The organism is Embleya sp. NPDC059213, assembly GCF_042754445.1.
Lineage (GTDB): Bacteria > Actinomycetota > Actinomycetes > Streptomycetales > Streptomycetaceae > Embleya.
Genome location: NZ_JBHZAV010000015.1, coordinates 73,840 through 92,416, shown reverse-complemented (window position 1 = coordinate 92,416; position 18,577 = coordinate 73,840). Strand labels below are relative to the sequence as shown.

The 18,577-nt window shown below is 72.6% G+C and carries 15 protein-coding genes; 10 read left to right on the top strand and 5 right to left on the bottom strand.

Features of this window, described 5'->3' with window-relative positions; translation table 11 throughout:
• Window positions 1-25: 25 nt before the first annotated feature.
• Both ACFXMF_RS08980 and ACFXMF_RS08975 read right to left on the bottom strand, forming a co-directional pair.
• Window positions 26-1,933: a bifunctional serine/threonine-protein kinase/glutamate ABC transporter substrate-binding protein gene (locus tag ACFXMF_RS08980; protein ID WP_379988896.1), complete on the bottom strand. Its 1,908-nt coding sequence runs from the start codon at window positions 1,931-1,933 to the stop codon at window positions 26-28.
• Between the two features lie 211 nt (window positions 1,934-2,144).
• Window positions 2,145-3,137 carry a TAXI family TRAP transporter solute-binding subunit gene (locus tag ACFXMF_RS08975; RefSeq protein WP_379988900.1) on the bottom strand — a complete coding sequence of 331 codons (993 nt, stop codon included), beginning with the start codon at window positions 3,135-3,137 and terminating at the stop codon, window positions 2,145-2,147.
• Window positions 3,138-3,214: 77 nt separating this feature from the next.
• Here ACFXMF_RS08975 and miaB point away from each other — a divergent pair, with 77 nt between their 5' ends.
• A complete protein-coding gene (gene miaB / locus ACFXMF_RS08970; protein WP_360312779.1) occupies window positions 3,215-4,693 on the top strand; it encodes a tRNA (N6-isopentenyl adenosine(37)-C2)-methylthiotransferase MiaB in 1,479 nt (492 codons plus the stop codon).
• A gap of 7 nt (window positions 4,694-4,700) precedes the next feature.
• Here miaB and ACFXMF_RS08965 read toward each other — a convergent pair whose 3' ends face one another.
• Complete coding sequence (locus ACFXMF_RS08965) at window positions 4,701-5,288, bottom strand: histidine phosphatase family protein (RefSeq protein ID WP_360312954.1); 588 nt, start codon at window positions 5,286-5,288, stop codon at window positions 4,701-4,703.
• Window positions 5,289-5,349: 61 nt separating this feature from the next.
• Here ACFXMF_RS08965 and ACFXMF_RS08960 point away from each other — a divergent pair, with 61 nt between their 5' ends.
• Window positions 5,350-6,069, top strand: a complete 720-nt coding sequence (locus tag ACFXMF_RS08960; protein ID WP_360312781.1) for a hypothetical protein — start codon at window positions 5,350-5,352, stop codon at window positions 6,067-6,069.
• Here ACFXMF_RS08960 and ACFXMF_RS08955 read toward each other — a convergent pair.
• Complete coding sequence (locus ACFXMF_RS08955) at window positions 6,045-6,554, bottom strand: antitoxin (protein ID WP_380020586.1); 510 nt, start codon at window positions 6,552-6,554, stop codon at window positions 6,045-6,047. The two genes, ACFXMF_RS08960 and ACFXMF_RS08955, sit on opposite strands and share 25 nt — an antisense overlap.
• 232 nt (window positions 6,555-6,786) lie before the next feature.
• Between ACFXMF_RS08955 and miaA the strand changes: the two genes are divergently transcribed.
• The 6 genes from miaA (at window position 6,787) to hflX (ending at window position 13,997) form a co-directional block, all read left to right on the top strand.
• Window positions 6,787-7,695: a tRNA (adenosine(37)-N6)-dimethylallyltransferase MiaA gene (miaA, locus tag ACFXMF_RS08950; RefSeq protein ID WP_360312785.1), complete on the top strand. Its 909-nt coding sequence runs from the start codon at window positions 6,787-6,789 to the stop codon at window positions 7,693-7,695.
• Window positions 7,696-7,797: 102 nt separating this feature from the next.
• A complete protein-coding gene (gene ggt / locus ACFXMF_RS08945; protein WP_379988901.1) occupies window positions 7,798-9,585 on the top strand; it encodes a gamma-glutamyltransferase in 1,788 nt (595 codons plus the stop codon).
• Window positions 9,586-9,673: 88 nt separating this feature from the next.
• Window positions 9,674-10,528, top strand: coding sequence for a diaminopimelate epimerase (dapF, locus tag ACFXMF_RS08940; protein WP_360312787.1), 855 nt, complete (start codon window positions 9,674-9,676; stop codon window positions 10,526-10,528).
• A gap of 121 nt (window positions 10,529-10,649) precedes the next feature.
• On the top strand, window positions 10,650-11,393 hold the full coding sequence (locus ACFXMF_RS08935) for a hypothetical protein (protein WP_380020584.1): 744 nt from the start codon (window positions 10,650-10,652) through the stop codon (window positions 11,391-11,393).
• Between the two features lie 222 nt (window positions 11,394-11,615).
• Window positions 11,616-12,329 (top strand): DUF4097 family beta strand repeat-containing protein, encoded by a 714-nt coding sequence (locus ACFXMF_RS08930; protein ID WP_360312791.1) that lies wholly within the window; start codon window positions 11,616-11,618, stop codon window positions 12,327-12,329.
• A gap of 165 nt (window positions 12,330-12,494) precedes the next feature.
• Window positions 12,495-13,997 carry a GTPase HflX gene (gene hflX, locus ACFXMF_RS08925; RefSeq protein ID WP_360312793.1) on the top strand — a complete coding sequence of 501 codons (1,503 nt, stop codon included), beginning with the start codon at window positions 12,495-12,497 and terminating at the stop codon, window positions 13,995-13,997.
• A gap of 88 nt (window positions 13,998-14,085) precedes the next feature.
• On the opposite strand, the gene ACFXMF_RS08920 is transcribed toward hflX, so the two are convergent.
• The gene (locus ACFXMF_RS08920) at window positions 14,086-15,168 is read right to left on the bottom strand and encodes a trypsin-like serine peptidase (RefSeq protein ID WP_379988898.1); all 1,083 of its coding nucleotides are present in this window, start codon (window positions 15,166-15,168) and stop codon (window positions 14,086-14,088) included.
• A 215-nt stretch (window positions 15,169-15,383) separates the two neighbouring features.
• On the opposite strand from ACFXMF_RS08920, the gene ACFXMF_RS08915 reads away from it, so the two are divergent.
• Both ACFXMF_RS08915 and ACFXMF_RS08910 read left to right on the top strand, forming a co-directional pair.
• A complete protein-coding gene (locus ACFXMF_RS08915) occupies window positions 15,384-16,982 on the top strand; it encodes a diaminobutyrate--2-oxoglutarate transaminase (protein WP_360312797.1) in 1,599 nt (532 codons plus the stop codon).
• Window positions 16,979-18,529, top strand: coding sequence for an aspartate aminotransferase family protein (locus ACFXMF_RS08910; RefSeq protein ID WP_360312799.1), 1,551 nt, complete (start codon window positions 16,979-16,981; stop codon window positions 18,527-18,529). Before ACFXMF_RS08915 ends, ACFXMF_RS08910 begins: the two co-directional genes overlap by 4 nt.
• Window positions 18,530-18,577 lie beyond the last annotated feature (48 nt).

The window sequence follows — 18,577 nt, the reverse complement described above, 5'->3', positions numbered from 1 at the left end:
GCCCGGGACCGGTCGACGGCCGCCGCTATTCGGCCACCCGGCACTGCGGCGCGCGCGGCTGGGGCAGGCCCAGCGGGCGCAGCCGCACGTCGTAGGCCCGCTGCCAGTCGCCGTTGGCGATGTGCCGGTTCAGCGCCCCGCACACCGCGTCCGCCAGGGCGACGTCGCCCTTGCTCAGGCCCACCCCGTACGGCTCGTCCGAGAACGGCCGGCCCAGGATCCGCAGCGTGCCCGGATGCTGGGCGACGAAGCCGGACAGGATCGCGTCGTCGGTGCTGACCCCGCGCACGTTCTTGGCCAACAACTCGTCCACGCACTCCGAATACTTGCCGCGTTCCTGCACCTTCATGGTCGGGAACTCGGAGCGGATCCGGTTCGCCGACGTCGACTCGCGCACCACGCACACCGCGCTGTCGGCGAGGTCCTCGGGACCGTTGACGTCCGGCTCGTCCGTGCGGACCAAAAAGTCCTGGCCGGCGATGAAGTACGGCCCGGCGAACGAGACCTTCTGCGACCGGGCGGCGTTGATCGTGTAGCTGGCCACGACCAGGTCGACCTGACCGCTGGTGATCCGGTACTCGCGGTTCTGCGTCTCCACGTCCATGAACGTGACGCGGTCCTTGAAGCCGAGATCGTCCGCGATCATCCGCGCGACGTCGTCGTCGAAGCCCTGATACGCCTGCTCGCCGGTGCGCACGCTCCACCCGGGCTGGTCCGGCTTGACGCCGATGATGATCCGACCCCGGGCCACCATCTCCCGGTACGTCGGCGAGTTCTTGCGCAGATTGGCGAGCGGGTCGGGGGCGTGCGTGCCGCCCTCGGCCCGGTTGTTCTCCACCGCGAGCCAGGACGCGCCGACCGCGACCAACAGGAACGCCAACGCGGCGGGCAGCGCGATCCGGGTGCGCCGCCACCACCCGGCCCGGCCCGCGGGCCGCGACGCCGGTTCCTCGGGTGGGCCCTCGCCCGCGTAGGTGGCCTCGACGCCCTCGTCCGGCTCGCGCCGGGGCAGCGGGTCGCCGCCCCAGGTCACCGGCACCGAGTCCTGCACCACTCGGGTGAGCAGCGCGTCGGTCTCCTTGGCGTCCAACCGCCGGAGCGGATCCTTGCGCAACAGGCCCATGATTACCGGCTCCAGCGGACCGGCGTGCCGAGGCGGTGCGGGCGGCGCGTTCACCACCGCGTCCACCACCTCCACGGGGGAGGCCCGACGAAACGGCGCGAGACCCTCGACCATCTCGTACAGGGTCGCGCCGAGCGACCACAGGTCGGAGGCCGGATCCAGCGCGTCCGGCGGGTCGGCGAGCGTGTGCTCGGTCGAGCCGTTGTCGGTCAGCACGCCGCCGCGGCCCCGGGCGAACTGTTCGGCGCGCTCGGGCGCGAGATAGCCCGGGGTGCCGAGCAGTTCGCCGAACTGGGTCACCTGGGGCGCGTCGGCGAAGGTGGCGATGCCGAAGTCGGTGAGCACCACCCGGCCGTCCATGCCCAAGAGCACGTTCGCCGGCTTCACGTCCCGGTGCAGGACGCCCTTGGCGTGCGCGGCGCGCAGCGCGCGTAGCACGTCGAGGCCGATCCGGGCCGCCTCGGCGTGGTCGAGCCGACCCTCCGCGCGGATCACGTCGGCCAGCGAGCGCGAGATCACCAATTCCATGACGATCCACGGCAAACCGTCCTCTTCGAAGACGTCGTGCACCGTCACCACGTTCTCGTGGCGGATCCGGGCCGCGGCGATCGCCTCGCGCTTGCTGCGCTCCAGCCAGGACCGCTGCGAGCCCGCGTCCAAGGACTTCGGCAGCAGCAACTCCTTGACCGCGACCTCGCGGCCGAGGGCGGTGTCCACAGCCAGCCAGACCTCGCCCATACCGCCTCGGCCGAGACTGCGGCTGAGGCGGTAACGATTGTTCAGTATTCGGCCGATCTCCCCCTCGGACACCGCGGTCGCACCCTCCTCCCGAGCAAGCGGGCCTCCCTGACCATGTGTGCGGCCTTCCCCCCGGTCGGCTCACAGCGTCGGTTCGGGGACCGCGGACGGTCTGGCCTACAAGCTCAGAGCGTAGATGTCGGTCCCGAACACGATGACACGAACCCAGCATGTGCCATCGGAGCCGCTTCGCGCGACGCCCTGGGCATCACGATCTGTCCGATCAGGGTTTCACCGATCGGTACCACCGCTGGGCACCCGTGTGCAGCGGGAGCGGATCGGTGAAGATCGCCGTCCTGGGGTCGACCAACTGGGCGGCGTGCACCTCGCGTCCGATCGCCTCCCGGTTCTCCATCACCGTCTCGGTCACCCGCCTGATCAGCTCCGGATCCTGCGCGGCCCGGGTGACCAGCAGGTTCGGCACCGCGATGGTGGGCGTCTCGGTGCCGCCGGGATAGGCGTCCGCGGGCACCACCGCCTCGCGGTAGACCGGCCCGTAGCGATCGCGCAGCTTGCCCGCGAGGTCGCCCAGCGGCACCAGCCGCAACGACCAGTGCTCGGCCAGGTCGGAGACCGCCCCGGTGGGCAGCCCACCGGACCAGAAGAACGCGTCCACCGTGCCGTCGCGCAGCCGCTGGGTGGCCTCGCCGATGCCGATCGGGACCGGGGTGACGGCCCGCTCCAGGTCGCCCATGCCCACCTCGCTCAGCAACCGGCGAGTGATCAACTCCACGCCCGACCCCGGCAGTCCCACCACCACCCGACGCCCGCGCAGGTCGGTGATCTTTTGCACCGGCGAACCGACCGGCACCACCAGTTGCACGTAGTCGTCGTACAACCGGGCGACCGCGCGCAGTCGTTCCCGGTCGCCCGGCCCCAGATCGGCCACCGCGTCGGCGGTGGCGATGCCGAAGGTGTCCACGCCCTCGATCACCCGGCGCAGGTTCTCCACCGACCCGCCGCTGGAGTCCACCGTGACCTTGACGTCCAGGTCCGCGGACAGCCGAGGTCGCAACAGTTCGCCGTAGCGGTGGTAGACACCGGTCGGCACTCCCGTGGCCAGCGAGACCGGTCCACCCGGAGTCGGCCGGTCCTCCCGCGAGAAGATCAGATACCCGCCGACCAGGCACAACAGCACCAGCGCGATCAGCCCGACCCGAACCGGGCCGGGTCGGCGCGCGCAGGCGTCGCGCAGGGAAACGGGGAGGAACGACAAGGAGGGCACGGCCGCGATATTGCCATGGAGGTCGGCCACACACGCTCGGAAGCAAACCCCGTACCCTGTCGGGTGTTATGACTGCGCGAAGCTATGAGGTCCGCACCTACGGGTGCCAGATGAACGTCCACGACTCCGAGCGGCTGTCCGGTCTGCTGGAGGACGCGGGATACGTGCGCGCGCCCAAGGGGGAGTCGGCCGACGTGGTCGTCTTCAACACGTGCGCCGTCCGCGAGAACGCGGACAACAAGCTGTACGGGAACCTGGGCCACCTCGCGCCCGCGAAGGCCGAGAACCCGGACATGCAGATCGCGGTCGGCGGCTGCCTCGCGCAAAAGGACCGGGACACCATCGTGCGCAAGGCGCCGTGGGTGGACGTGGTCTTCGGCACGCACAACGTGGGCTCGCTGCCGGTGCTCCTGGAGCGGGCCCGGGTCGAGCAGGAGGCCCAGGTCGAGATCCTGGAGTCGCTCGACGTCTTCCCCTCCACGCTGCCCACCCGGCGCGAGTCGGCGTACGCGGCGTGGGTGGCGATCTCGGTGGGCTGCAACAACACCTGCACGTTCTGCATCGTGCCCGCGCTGCGCGGCAAGGAGAAGGACCGCCGCCCGGGCGACGTGCTCGCCGAGATCGAGACGCTGGTCGGCGAGGGTGTGATCGAGGTCACCCTGCTCGGCCAGAACGTCAACGCGTACGGCTCGGACATGGGCGATCGCGAGGCGTTCTCCAAGCTGCTCCGCTCGTGCGGGCGCGTCGAGGGCCTGGAGCGGGTGCGCTTCACCTCGCCGCACCCGCGCGACTTCACCGACGACGTGATCGCGGCGATGGCCGAGACGCCGAACGTGATGCACCAGTTGCACATGCCGCTGCAATCCGGCTCGGACACGATGTTGCGCGCGATGCGCCGCTCCTACCGCCAGGATCGGTACCTGGGGATCATCGAGCGGGTCCGGGCGGCGATGCCGGACGCGGCGATCTCCACCGACATCATCGTGGGCTTCCCCGGCGAGACCGACGAGGACTTCGAACAGACCCTGCACACCGTGCGCGAGGCCCGGTTCGCCGCCGCGTTCACGTTCCAGTACTCCAAGCGCCCGGGCACCCCGGCGGCCACCATGGACGGCCAGGTGCCCAAGGAGGTCGTCACCGAGCGCTACCAGCGGCTGCTCGCGCTCCAGGAGGAGATCTCCTGGACGGAGAACCGCACCCAGGTCGGCCGCACCCTGGAGGTGCTGGTCGCCGAGGGCGAGGGGCGCAAGGACCACGACACCGCGCGGCTGTCCGGGCGGGCCCCGGACAACCGCCTCGTGCACTTCGAACGCCCCGCCGACGGGGTGCGCCCCGGCGACATGGTCTCGGTCGAAATCACCTACGCCGCGCCGCACCACCTGCTCGCCGAGCGGCCGCCCCTGGCGATCCGGCGCACCCGCGCGGGCGACGCGTGGGAACGCCGCAACGCGGCCCCCGCGGCCAAGCCCGGCGTGCTGCTGGGCATGCCGCAAATCGGCGCCCCGGCGCCGGTGCCGGCGCCGACCGGGGTCGTCTGCTGCGACTGAGCACCGCTCAGCTCACGTTCCACCCGAGCAGCACCGGCTGTTCGCGCTCGAAGCCGAGCGTGGACAGCCGGGCGGTCTCCAGCCGGAACAGCCGGCCGTCCCGGGGCGGCAGGCCCAGCCAGCGGGCGGTCAGCACCCGGAGCAGGTGGCCGTGGGCGACCAGCACCGCGTCCTCGCCGCCTTCCAGGACCGGCCGCACCAGATCCAGCACCCGGTCCACCCGGCGACCCACGTCGGCGATCGACTCGCCCGGATGCGCGGCGTCGCCGGGAACGACCCCGTCCCGCCACAGGGACCAGCCCGGGGTGCTCTCGCGGATCTCGTTCGTGGTGATGCCCTCGTAGCCGCCGTAGTCCCACTCGACCAGATCCGGTTCGAGCCGCCCGCCGGTGATCCCGGCCAGCTCCGCGGTGTGCCGGGCCCGGCTCAGCGGGCTGATCAGGGTGAGCCCGAACTCGCGCCCGGCCAGCAGATCGGCCACCGCCTTGGCCTGGGCCTCGCCGTCGGGGGTCAACGGGATGTCGGTGAGGCCCGTGTGCCGCCCGGACCTGCTCCACTCGGTCTCACCGTGTCGTACCAACATCAGTTCTCGCATGTGATCCATCCCATCACGCGACCCGAGAGGCGTCGCGGCGGCCACTTAGTACTCTCCCTGAATGCTCGTAGCCGCCGCGGTAGTCCCGTGCCCCCCGATGATCGTGCCCGAGCTGGCCCGCGGGGCCGTAGCGGAGCTGGACCCGCTGCGCGCGGCGTGTGATCAGGCGCTGGCCGCGCTGGTCGACAGCGCCCCGGACCGGCTGGTCGTGCTGGGCGCGGGCGGTGCGGACGCGAGCCTGGAGGCCGGCGGGATCGGCACGTTCGCGCCGTACGGGCTGGACCTGGAGGTCACCCTCGGCGCCGGCGCGCCCCAACCGCTCTCGCCCGCGCTGACCGTCGGCGCCTGGCTGCTGGGCCGCTCGCCGTGGGCCGCCGACCGGATCGCCGCGGGGACCGCGCCGAGCCCGGTGAGCGCGGCGCAGATCGCCGCGGACGCCGATCCGGCGCGCTGTGCGACCCGGGGCGCCGAACTGGTCGCGGGCCCGGATCGGGTCGCGCTCCTGGTGGTCGGGGACGGGTCCGCGTGCCGGACCGAGAAGGCACCGGGCTACCTCGACCCGCGCGCCGAAGCGTACGACCGCGCACTGGGCGCGGCGCTCGCCGACGCCGACCCGGACGTGCTCGCCGCGCTGGACCCGGCGCTCGCCCGGGAGTTGTGGGTGGCCGGCCGCCCCGCCCTGCAGGTACTGGCCGGCGCCGCGGGCCCGGGTCGAGGGGGCCGGCTGCTCTACGCCGAGGCGCCCTACGGCGTCGGCTACTTCGTGGCGCTCTGGTCCTGACGGGGAAACGCTCCGCTCCCCGACGAAAAAGCGGGCGGTGTCGCCTCGGGCGCGTCGCCGCCGGCCTTGCGGTCCAGCGCCTCCTTGGCCTTGTCCGAGGCACCCCGGATCTTGTCGGAGTGCTTGCCGCCGGTCTTGCGGTCGGCCATCTCGGCGGCCTTGTCGATGCCCTTGTCGGCCTTGTCGCCGTGCTGACCGAGCAGCCCCTCGGCCTTGGCCTTGATGTTGTCGAAGACACCCATGTCCTGCTCCTTCTCGGATGCGCCCGCCGCGACCTGCGCTGCGGCTGCGTCCCCAGGAGTCCGGGGAGCGGGCGTGGTGGCCGCCGCCTCGACCGGTTCGGCCTCGGCGTCGGCCGATGGCTGCGTCGCGGGCCGGTCCTCGACCAGCGTGGCGGTGTCCGGGCCCGCCGGGTTCTGCGAGCAGCACGAGCCGCTCTCCTGTGCCGTACTCGGACGTCGCTTGAACCAGTCGAAAACACTCACAATTTCTCCTTGACCGTATGTCTGTGGTCGTTGTCGTGCATTTCGGCGGCGGGCCGGGATCGGTCCGCTGCGCCATCCGGGGCACTGCCGCGCCGCCCGGAGTACCGCCGCCCGGAGTACATGGGTCGCCGGAGATCAACGAGAGCGCGCGGAGCCGGTCACGACCTCGCGCCCGGCCGTACCGCAACGAGGGACGGCACGAGCGGGTGCGGAGATCCGGCAGACTTGGGGGGTGAGTCCCCGTGTCATAGCCGTCGTCGGCCCCACTGCGGCCGGAAAGTCCGATCTGGGGGTCGCCTTGGCCCGCGCGCTGGACGGGGAGGTGATCAACACCGACTCCATGCAGCTCTACAAGGGCATGGACATCGGCACCGCCAAACTGACCGTCGCCGAGCGCGCCGGCGTCCCGCACCACCTGCTCGACGTGTGGGAGGTGACCAGCTCCGCCAGCGTGGCCGAGTATCAGCGCGACGCGCGGGCGGTGGTGGACGACCTGTTGGCCCGCGGCCGCACGCCCGTGCTGGTCGGGGGTTCGGGGCTGTACGTGCGCGCGGTGCTGGACGACCTGGAGTTCCCCGGCACCGACCCCGAGATCCGGGCCCGCCTGGAGGCCGAGGCCGAACGGGTGGGGCCCGGGCCGCTGCACGCGCGGCTGGCCGCGGCCGATCCGCCCGCCGCCGCGGCGATCCTGCCGGGCAACGCCCGCCGGATCGTGCGCGCGCTGGAGGTCATCGAGCTCACCGGGCGCCCGTTCACCGCCACGCTGCCCACCCACCGCTCGCTCTACGACAGCGTGCAGATCGGGGTGGACGTGCCACGCCCGGTACTGGACGAGCGGATCACCGCGCGGGTGGACCGGATGTGGGCGGCGGGGCTGGTCGAGGAGGTGCGCGAACTGGTCGGGGTCGGGCTGCGCGAGGGCCGGACCGCCTCGCGCGCGCTGGGCTACGCGCAGGTGCTGCGGATGCTCGCGGGCGAGTGCTCCGACGAACAGGCCCGCGAGGACACCGTGCGCACCACCCGTCGGTTCGCCCGCAGGCAGGACACCTGGTTCCGCCGGGACCCGCGGATCCAGTGGTTGGAGCACTCCCGGGACGATCTCCTGGACGCCGCGCTCGAACGGGTGATCAGACCCGGATAGGGGTGTTGCGGGTGGGGTGTGCGTGGCACGGTGGGAGGTCCGTGACATACCCGAACACACCTCTCGGGGGAGGCGGTCGTGATCCGCTCTGTTCGTCGCGCCATGGCGCTGGGTACGGCGCTGGGGCTCGCATTGACCATTCCGGGAGTGGCGTCCGCGCATCCCGGCGAGTCGGCCGGCCCGCCGACCAAGCAGCCGGTGGTCACCGGCCGGGGCGGCGCGGTCTCCAGCGTCGACCCCGACGCCACCCGGATCGGACTGGACGTGCTGCGTCGAGGCGGCAACGCGGTGGACGCCGCGGTGGCCACGGCCGCCGCCCTGGGGGTCACCGAGCCGTACTCGTCCGGGATCGGCGGCGGCGGCTACTTCGTCTACTACGACGCGCGCAGTCGCACGGTGCGCACCCTGGACGGCCGGGAGACGGCGCCCGCCCGGATGGACAAGGACGCCTTCCTGGATCCGGCCACCGGGTTGCCGATCCCGTTCGACCAGGGGGTCAACTCGGGGCTCTCGGTGGGCGTTCCCGGCACCCCGCAGACCTGGGACACCGCCCTGCGCAGGTGGGGCACCACCAACCTGCGCGCGGCGCTGGAGCCCGCGCGGGCGTTGGCCGAGCGCGGGTTCGTGGTCGACTCGACCTTCCACGACCAGACCGCGGCGAACGCGACCCGGTTCGACGACATCACCCCGACCGCGCGCCTGTTCCTGCCGGGCGGCGCGCCGCCGGTGGTGGGCAGCGTGTTCCGCAATCCGGATCTGGCCCGCACCTACGAGCAGTTGGGCCGCAACGGCGTGGACTGGTTCTACCGGGGCGGGCTCGGCCGCGAGGTGGTGCGGACCGCGCAACAACCGCCGGTGGCGCCGGGCGCCGACCGGGTCTTTCGGCCGGGTCTGATCGACACCGGCGACCTGGCCCGCTATCGGGTCCTGGAACAGCGCCCCACGCATGTCGACTTCCGCGGCCTGGACGTCTACGGCATGGCGCCGTCCTCGTCCGGCGGGTCCACGGTGGGCGAGGCGCTCAACATCCTGGAGACCACCGATCCGCGTCGGCAGGACGAGGTCGCCGCGACGCACCACTACCTGGAGGCGTCCCGCCTCGCGTTCGCCGACCGCAACCGCTACGTCGGCGACCCCGCCGCGGTGGACGTGCCGCTTCGGGGCCTGCTCGCGGACGGCTACGCGAGGGAGCGCGCGTGCCTGATCGACCCCGAACACGCCGCGGTGAGTCCGGTTCCGCCGGGTGATCCCAGGCCGCCGTACGACCGGGGTTGCCGACCCACCGGCACGCCGGAGGCGAGCGAGCCGGCCGAGGGGTTGTCCACGACGCACCTGGTCACCGCCGACCGCTGGGGCAACGTGGTGTCGTACACGCTGACCATCGAGCAGACCGGCGGCAGCGCGATCACCGTGCCCGGGCGCGGTTTCCTGCTCAACAACGAGCTGACCGACTTCAACTTCGCGCCGCTCACCCCCGGTGTGTTCGACCCGAACCTGCCCGCGCCGGGCAAGCGCCCGCGCAGCAGCATGTCGCCGACCATCGTGCTCCGCGACGGCCGTCCGTTCATCGCGGTCGGCTCGCCCGGCGGCGCGACCATCATCACCACCGTGCTCCAGGTGCTGACCGGGCGGCTGGACCGGGGCCTGTCGTTGCCGCAGGCGGTCGCCGCACCGAGGTTGTCCCAACGCAACGGCGCGGCCACCGAGGTCGAGCCCGGCGTGCCCGCGCCGCTGCGCGCGGCCCTGGAACAACGCGGGCACGTGCTCAAGGCGAATCCGGAGATCGGCGCCGCCGCCGCGCTGGAGTTCCTCCCGGGCGGCCGGGTCCAGGCCGTCGCGGAGCCCACCCGCCGAGGCGGCGGCGCGGCGGGAGTGGTTCGTCCCGGCTGATAACGGGCCGGACGGCCCACGACCACCGAGCGCGGCCCCGGTACGAAACCCATCGGGGCCGTGCTCGGCCACGCCCTAGGATTGTCGGGTGAGCACTCTGCACTTCTTCAAGGGCCACGGCACCGAGAACGACTTCGTGATCGTGCCGGACGCGGACGGCGAGTTCGTCCCGACCACCGAGCAGGTCGCCGCGCTGTGCGATCGGCGCGCGGGCATCGGCGGCGACGGGCTGTTGCGGGTGGTGCGCTCGGCCAAGGATCCGGCCGCCGAGCGCATGGCCGGCGAGGCCGAGTGGTTCATGGACTACCGCAACTCCGACGGGTCGATCGCCGAGATGTGCGGCAACGGCGTGCGGGTGTTCGCCCGGCATCTGGTCGAGCAGGGTCTGGCCGAGGCGGGCGAACTGCGGGTGGCCACGCGCGGTGGGATCAAGACGGTCACCGTGCCGATCGAGGGCCCGGTCACGGTGGACATGGGCGTGCCCCGACTGCCCGATTCCACCGGGATCGGGGTCGACGTCGAGGGGCGGGTGCGGCCCGCGACCAACGTCGACATGGGCAACCCGCACGCCGTGGTCTTCGTCGAGGACCTGGCCCAGGCGGGGCACTTGTACACGGCGCCGACGGTCTCTCCCCAGGGGGCGTATCCGGACGGGGTCAACGTCGAGTTCGTGGTGCGCCGGGCGCCGGGGCACGTGGCGATGCGGGTGCACGAGCGCGGCTCCGGGGAGACCCGGTCGTGCGGCACCGGGGCGTGTGCGGTGATGGTCGCCGCGGCGCGGGCCGACGGCGCGGAGCCGGCCGTGTCCGGCGAACCGGTCACCTACACGGTGGATCTCCCCGGTGGTCGGCTGCTGATCACCGAGCGGGTGGACGGCCACATCGAGATGACCGGCCCGGCCGTGATCGTCGCCGAGGGACGGGTGGATCTCGACCGCCTGTGAGGCACGATCCGCGACGTCGCCGCGCGGGACGAGGGTGCCGCGGAGCCCTGTGCACGTCCGATGCTCCGTGATAGGTCTTGCATGATCCGGTCAAGCAAGGCTGTCTTGGGGAGACACCAGCATGAGCAGCATGGACACGGCACGTGAGACCACCCGCGCGGTGAAGAAGACGGTGCAGGCGGCGGGGGCCTTCTTCTTCGCGCCGCACACGCTGGAGCGGGGTGCGGAACTGGGCCTGGACGGCGTGACCCTGTACGTCGCCGGTCGCGGCGGGGTGCTGGGTGACGTGGACGACGACGCGGTGGTCCGCGCGTTCCACCACTTCACCGCCGAGGCCCTGCTGGCGCTGTGGGAGGCGGGCCGCAAGCTCGCGCCGCCCGCGCGGGTGGGCGAGTTGTACGCGGACTGCGCCCGGGAGTGGGGCCGCACCCACCTCGCGGACCTGCCCGAGGTGGAGCGACTCGCCGAGATCACCACCTCGATCGTGCGCGCGAACGACCTGGCCGGCCTGGCTCCGCTGTACTCGGCCTGGCGCGATGTACCTCTTGCGGATGACGCCCCCGCCCGGCTCGCGCAGAACCTGCAGACGCTGCGTGAGCACCGGGGCGGCCTGCACATCGTGGCGCTGGCCGCACACCGCCTCACCGCGCTGGAGGCGCAGGTGGCCGAGGGCAGTCCGTACCTGGAGTTCTACGGGCACCGGAAGCCGTTTCCCGAGGTCACAGCCGAATCGGCGGAGCGGTATCGGGCCGCGGAGGAGCTCACCGACGAGCTCGTGGCGGCCGGTTACGCGGTCCTGAGCGAGGCCGAGGCGGCCGATTTCGCCGCGTTGGAGCCGGCTCTGGGTGCCCGATTGGCGCACTGACGCGGCCGGTCGGTCCCGGTACCGGGGTCCGGGAGAACCCCGAGACGTGTCCTGCCTGGAGGTGGACCGCCTCGGGGGTCTCTCCTGCCAGGGAAGGACTCGGCTTACCCGACGCCGGACCGACGCGGGGCGGGGGCGGTCCTTCCTAGCCTGGGTATCAGGAAAGCGGGGAAGTGGTCGCGCGTTCGGGCGGCGGGCCCCGCCCCGACCCAAGGAGAAACCATGTCTGCCCGCAACCGTCGATTGGCTCTGCTGGTCCCGCTGGTCGCGCTCCCGTTGGCGCTCACCGCGTGTGAATTCAACGTGGACACCGACGGACACGAGGCGGAGAAGAAGACCACGTCCTACGACGTGTCGCAGAGCGTGCGCTCGATCAAGGTGGACAGCAACGCGGGCAACGTCAAGGTGACGGAGGCCGACGTCAAGACGGTCAAGGTGACCGAGAAACAGCACTACGACAAGACCGCGCCGACGACCACGCACAACGTGGACGGCAACGGGCAACTGGTGCTCGACTACGACTGCGCGAGCAAGAAGGCCTGCTTCGTGGCGTACGAGGTGACCATTCCGCGCAGTGGCGCCGCGCTCGACATCCGCACCGACGCGGGCAACGTGACCCTGCGCGATGTGACCGGCACGCTCAACCTGCACACCAGCGCGGGCAAGATCGACGGCGAGGGGGTCACCTCGGACAAGGTGACCGCGCAGACCGGCGCCGGGTCGATCGACCTGACCTTCACCAAGGCGCCGAACGACGTGGACGCCAAGACCAACGCGGGCCGGGCGACGGTGCGGGTGCCGGGCGGGCAGCAGTACGCGGCGGACGTGTCCACCACGATCGGCGACACCGACGTCAAGGTCTCCCGCAACGACCAGTCGCAGCACAAGATCAAGGTGCACACCGACGCGGGGCAGGCGCGGCTGCTGACCTCGTGAGGTAGAGGTTCGGCGCGGTCGTGGTCGAGCCGCCGACGCGTTCGGGGTGAGCCGGTGGACGAACCGGCCGAAAACCCGGATGCCCCCGTGCGGGCCGTCGTGGGACCATCATGACGGCCGCCCCGGGGAATGGAGCGGCCCGCCGACTACGTTGAACAGGACGATATGACTTCTCGCTCACACCGCGCCGGACACGACGACACGGACTCGACTCATCTCGACGACGCCGACGGCTTCGACGACGGAGCGGCCTTCGACGGATTCGGATCGGGCGATGACGTCGGGGTTCGTCCGTTCGACTACGACGGCGATCAGTTCGACCGCGAGGACCGCGGGGCGTTGCGCCGGATCGCCGGTCTCTCCACGGAGCTGACCGACGTCACCGAGGTCGAATACCGACAGCTTCGCCTGGAACGGGTCGTGTTGGTCGGGGTCTGGACCGACGGCACCGCCGCGGACGCCGAATATTCACTCAAGGAACTCGCCGCGCTCGCGGAGACCGCGGGCTCGGAGGTGCTGGACGGGCTGATCCAGCGCCGGGACAAGCCGGACCCGGCGACCTACATCGGGTCCGGAAAGGCCAAGGAACTGCGCGACGTGGTGATCGCCACGGGCGCGGACACCGTGGTCTGCGACGGTGAGTTGACCCCGGGTCAGCTCATTCAGCTCGAAGACGTGGTCAAGGTCAAGGTCGTGGACCGCACGGCGTTGATCCTGGACATCTTCGCCCAGCACGCCAAGTCCCGAGAGGGCAAGGCGCAGGTCTCGTTGGCGCAGATGCAGTACATGCTGCCGCGCCTGCGTGGCTGGGGCGCCTCGCTGTCGCGCCAGATGGGTGGCGGCGGCGGTGGCGGGATGGCCACGCGTGGTCCCGGTGAGACGAAGATCGAGACCGATCGTCGGCGCATCCGGGAGAAGATGGCCAAGATGCGCCGCGAGATCGCGGACATGAAGAAGGCCCGGGACACCAAGCGGCAGGAGCGGCGTCGCAACGCCATCCCGTCGGTGGCCATCGCGGGCTACACCAACGCGGGCAAGTCCTCGCTGCTGAACCGGTTGACCGGTGCTGGTGTGCTGGTGGAGAACGCGTTGTTCGCGACGCTGGATCCGACGGTGCGCCGGGCCGAGACGCCCAGCGGTCGTGGGTACACGCTCGCCGACACGGTCGGTTTCGTGCGACACCTGCCGCACCAACTGGTCGAGGCGTTCCGCTCCACCCTGGAAGAGGTCGCCGACGCGGACCTGATCCTGCATGTGGTGGACGGCTCCGATCCCACGCCGGAGGCGCAACTGGCGGCCGTGCGCGAGGTGTTCACCGAGGTCGAGGCGCACAAGGTGCGCGAGATCGTGGTGGTGAACAAGGCGGACGCGGCCGATCCGGAGGTGCTCGCGCGGCTGTTGCGTCGGGAGAAGCACGCGATCGTGGTGTCGGCCCGTACCGGGCAGGGCATGGACGAGCTGCTCGCCTTGATCGACGAGGAACTGCCGCGCCCGGATGTCGAGATCGAGGTGGTCGTGCCGTACGAGCGCGGCGACCTGGTGGCGAAGGTGCACGCGACCGGCGAGCTGATGGCCACCGAGCATCGCGAGGCGGGCACCTGGCTGCACGCTCGGGTGGGTCGGCAACTCGCCGCCGAGTTGGAGCGGTTCGTGGTCGCCAACCGCTGACCGTCGGCCGGTCGGGCCCGGGTCGCACACGATGTTTGTGTGCGACCCGGGCCTTTGTCGTGTCCGAAGGCGGCTGTGCCGGGCGTGCTCAGCGTTTGCGTTTGAGGTTGTCCAGCATGCGGCGGGCGTCCTGGTCCAGGTAGGGGCCGGCGATCCAGGTGTGGCCGGCGCCGCTGAGCGCGCTGTTGCCGATCAGCCGCAGGGTGCCGTCGGGGGCGGTGGCGTACCAGCCGCCGCCGCTGGCGCCGGCGGTCATGGTGCAGCCGATCCGGAGCAGGGGCGGGCTGTTCGGGTCGACGGTCATCCGGCGCGGGTCCTGGGTGCAGGCGAACATGGTCAGTCCGTCGAAGGGGGCGTCCTGCGGGTAGCCGTACGCGCCGGCGTCGGTCAGGTCGCGTGGGGCGTCGAACCACACCGGCAGGGCGCGGCCGACGACCTCCTCCAGGCTGCGCGCGCTGCGGTCGGGATTCTTGACCTCGACGACCGCGTAGTCGTAGGCGGTGGCGGGTGACGTGGAGCCGGTGCCGCCGGCGCGCCATTGATCGGAGGTGGACACCGAGGTCGCCCACCACTGGCCGAACGGTGCGACCGGGCCCGGGTTGCCGAGGTTGGCCAGGGTGGCCTGGCCGCTGCTGTTGAACGCGGGTACGAATTGCAGGCTGTTGAACCAGGTGCCGCCGCGGCCGGCGTGTACGCAGTGGCCGGCGGTCCAGACCAGGTTGCTGCGGCCGGGGCGTTTGGGGTCGGCGACCACGGTGCCGGAGCAGACGGATGGGCCGTCGGGGGCTTCGAAGAAGAGTTTGCCGGCGGCGACGGTGCCGGCCGTGCCGGTGTAGGGGCGGGTCACCTGACGGGCTTGGACGGGTGGCGGTTTGGCCTCGGCGAGCACGTCCGGCAGGGGTCCTCGGGGCGGTTGCGGGCCGGGTTGCTCGGGTGCCGCGGTCGGGGCGGGTGGGCCGTCCTCACCCCTGGGGTCGCGGGGCTTGGCCCGGCTCATGCGTTCCGGGGTCCAGTGCGCGGGATCGCCGGGATCCGCGAGTGCCTCCGGCCCTCTGCCGTTGCCGTCGTCGTTGCTGACTCCGTTGAGTGTCAACGCCATGACGGTGCCCGTCACCAGCAGCGACACCGCCACCGTCAGCGTGACGAACAGCGTGCGAACGCCGCGCGTCAAGCGCCTACCTCCCCGTGTGCGCCCCCCGTATATGACCGCCCGACAGTATCGGAGGGCGTCGCGCCCGTGATCGGGCGGCGGTTCGGTCGTTGTCTGGGACAGGGGGCAGTCGACCCGGAGGCTGTCACTCGTTGTGGTGAGCATGTTGCTCCCGGTCATTCCTTCAAGGTAAGCCTTACCTAAATTCCGATCGCCCTCGTGGAGGTGCCGCAGTCATGACCGCCGCCCTGACCAGGCCGGACGACCGCTCCGGCATCGAGGACCCGGCGCCGGGCGCGCCGCCCGCCGATACCGCCGCGGCGGGCACGTCCGCGCCGGCCGGCACGCCGCCGGACCCCGCCTCGGCGGACGCGGCGTTCGTGCGTCCGGCGACCGGGGACACCGCTTCGCCGGCCACCACTTCCGGGCAGGCCGGGCGAATCGGTCATCAGCGCATCGGGCCGCCGCCCGCCGACGGGCCGGGCATCCTGCGTCGACAGGCCGCCCGCGAGTCGTCGGCGCGCACCTACGCGCGCTCGTTGCCGATCGTGCCGGTGCGGGCCCGGGGGATGACCGTCGAGGGGGCCGACGGCCGGCGCTACCTCGACTGCCTCTCCGGCGCCGGCACGCTCGCGCTCGGCCACAACCACCCCGTGGTGCTCGCGGCGATCCGCGCCGTGTTGGACACCGGCGCGCCGCTGCACGTGCTCGATCTGGCCACCCCGGTCAAGGACCGCTTCGTCGAGGAACTCTTCGCCACGCTGCCGCCGGAGTTGGCGCGCAACGGCCGGATCCAGTTCTGCGGGCCGGCCGGCACCGACGCGGTGGAGGCGGCGCTGAAGCTGGTCCGGACCGCGACCGGACGGCGTGGGGTGGTCGCGTTCACCGGCGCCTACCACGGGATGACCGCGGGCGCGTTGGCGGTCAGCGGCGACACCGCGATTCGCGACGCGATGGGCGCGGGCACCGGGGACACCGTGCGGCTGCCGTTCCCGCAGCACTATCGCTGCCCGTTCGGCACCGGCGGCGCCGAGGGCGAGCGGGTGGCCGCGCATTACGCGCGCACGCTCCTGGAGGACCCGAACGGCGGGGTGCCGGCGCCGGCCGGGATGATCGTGGAGCCCGTGCAGGGCGAGGGCGGGGTGTTGCCGGCGCCGGACGGCTGGCTGCGCGAGATGCGCCGGCTGACCGCGGAGCGCGGCATCGCGTTGATCGCCGACGAGGTACAGACCGGCCTGGGCCGGACCGGTGCGATGTGGGGCGTGGACCACGCCGGGGTGGTGCCGGACGTGATGGTCGTCTCCAAGGCGATCGGCGGCAGCCTGCCGCTCGCGGTGGTGGTCTATCGCGCCGAACTGGACCACTGGTGGCCCGGCGCGCACGCGGGCACTTTCCGCGGCAACCAGCTCGCGATGGCGGCCGGCACCGCGACGATCGCCTTCGTGCGCGAGCACCGGCTGCACGAGCGGGCGGCCCGGTTGGGGGCTCGGCTCGTGGGCGCGCTGCGCGACCTGATGCCCGGTCAGCCGGCGATCGGCGACGTGCGCGGGCGGGGGTTGATGCTGGGCGTGGAGATCGTCGTGCCGGACGCCGCCGCCGACGGGTGCGGGGCCCGGCCCGCGGCGCCCGCGTTGGCCCGCGCGGTGCGCCGCGAGGCGCTGGCTCGGGGGCTGATCGTCGAGTTGGGCGGGCGGCACGACAGCGTGGTGCGGCTGCTGCCGCCGCTGACGATGACCGACGTGCAGGCGGACGCGGTGTTGGAGCGGCTGGCGGAGGCGATCGAGGCGGCCCGGACCGGGCAGCGGACCTCGCCCGCCGGATCGGAGTCGGCGTGAGCGGCGCGCGGCCCGTCGGGCATCCGGTCGGGGCCGCGCTGGCGGGCGGGGTCGCGGGCGCCGACGCGCTGCGCACGCTGGTCGAGGTCGCGCTGGCCGCGCTCGCGGACGGCGCGGGCGCGCGGGGCGGCGCGCTGCCGGCGGGCGGTCCGGTCGCGGTCGCGGCCGAGGTGGCCCGGGTGCTGGGCGCGGGCGCGGTGGGTGCGGTACCGGCTCCGCGTGGGTCGGGCGCGGTGGGTCCGGGTGCGCTGCCGGCGGTCGGCGTGGGTGAGTTCGCCGCGCTGGGCGAGTTGTCCGCGCTGCTGGCGTGGGGGGCCGCGGATCCGGCCGATCCGTTCTGTGCGGGGCATCTGCACTGCCCGCCGCTGGCCGTCGCGGTGGCCGCGGATCTGATCGCCGGTGCGCTCAATCCCTCGCTCGACTCGTGGGACCAGGCCCCGGCGGCGAGTGCGCTGGAGTTGGAGGTGGTCGCCGCGCTCGCGGGTCTGGTCGGCTTCGCGCCGAAGGCGGCGGGCGGCACGATCACCAGCGGCGGCACCGAATCCAACCTGATGGGCCTGCTGTTGGCGCGGGACGCGGTGGGCCCGGGGGTGGGTCGGCGGCGGGTCCTGTGTTCGCAGGCCGCGCACTTCTCCATCCGCCGCTGTGCGGGCCTGCTCGGTCTGGGGGAGGACGCCGTGGTCACCGTGCCGGCGGGTGCCGATCATCGGATGGACCCGTCGGCGCTGGCCGCGGCCGGCCGCCGGGTGCTGGCCGGCAACGACCGGATCGCGGCGATCGTGGCCACCGCGGGCACCACCGACCTGGGGGCGATCGATCCGCTGCCGGCGATCGCCTCGGTGGCCCGCGAGTTGGGCGCTTGGCTGCATGTGGACGCGGCCTACGGCGGCGGCGCGCTGTTCTCGGAGCGGCTCGCGCCGCTGTTGACCGGATTGTCCCGGGCCCATTCGGTGGGCCTGGATCTGCACAAGCTGGGCTGGCAGCCGGTCGCCGCCGGGGTCTTCCTGGTCCGCGACGCGGCACTGCTGGCCCCGCTCGCGCAGCGGGCCGCCTACCTGAATCCGGACGACGACGAACAGGCCGGCTACTTCAGCCTGTTGGGCAACTCGCCGCGCACCACCCGGCGGGCGGACGTGTTCAAGATCGCGGTCACCCTGCGGGCGCTGGGTCGGGCCGGGTTGGGCGAGTTGGTGGAGCGCTGCCACGACCTGGCCCGGTTCGCGGCGCGGTCGGTGCGCGCCCATCCGCGCCTGGAGTTGGCCGCGGAGCCGGTGCTCACCTCGGTGGTGTTCCGCTATCTCCCCGAGCGCCACGACGGGCCGGGCCCGGTGGCCGCGGCCGAGACGGACCGGGTCAACGCCGCGTTGCGCCGTCGCCTGCTGCACGAGGGGCGCGCGGTGGTGGGCCGGACCGAACTGGGCGAGGGTCCGGGCTCGGTCCGGCTCAAGCTCACCCTGCTCAACCCGAACACCACCGCGGCGGATGTGGCGGCCCTGCTGGAGGCAGTGGTCGAGGCGGGGCGCACGGAGAGCGCGCCGCCCTGCTGACGCTCCGTCAACAACGATCCGTTCCGCGCGCCTCGCACGTTTGCGAGC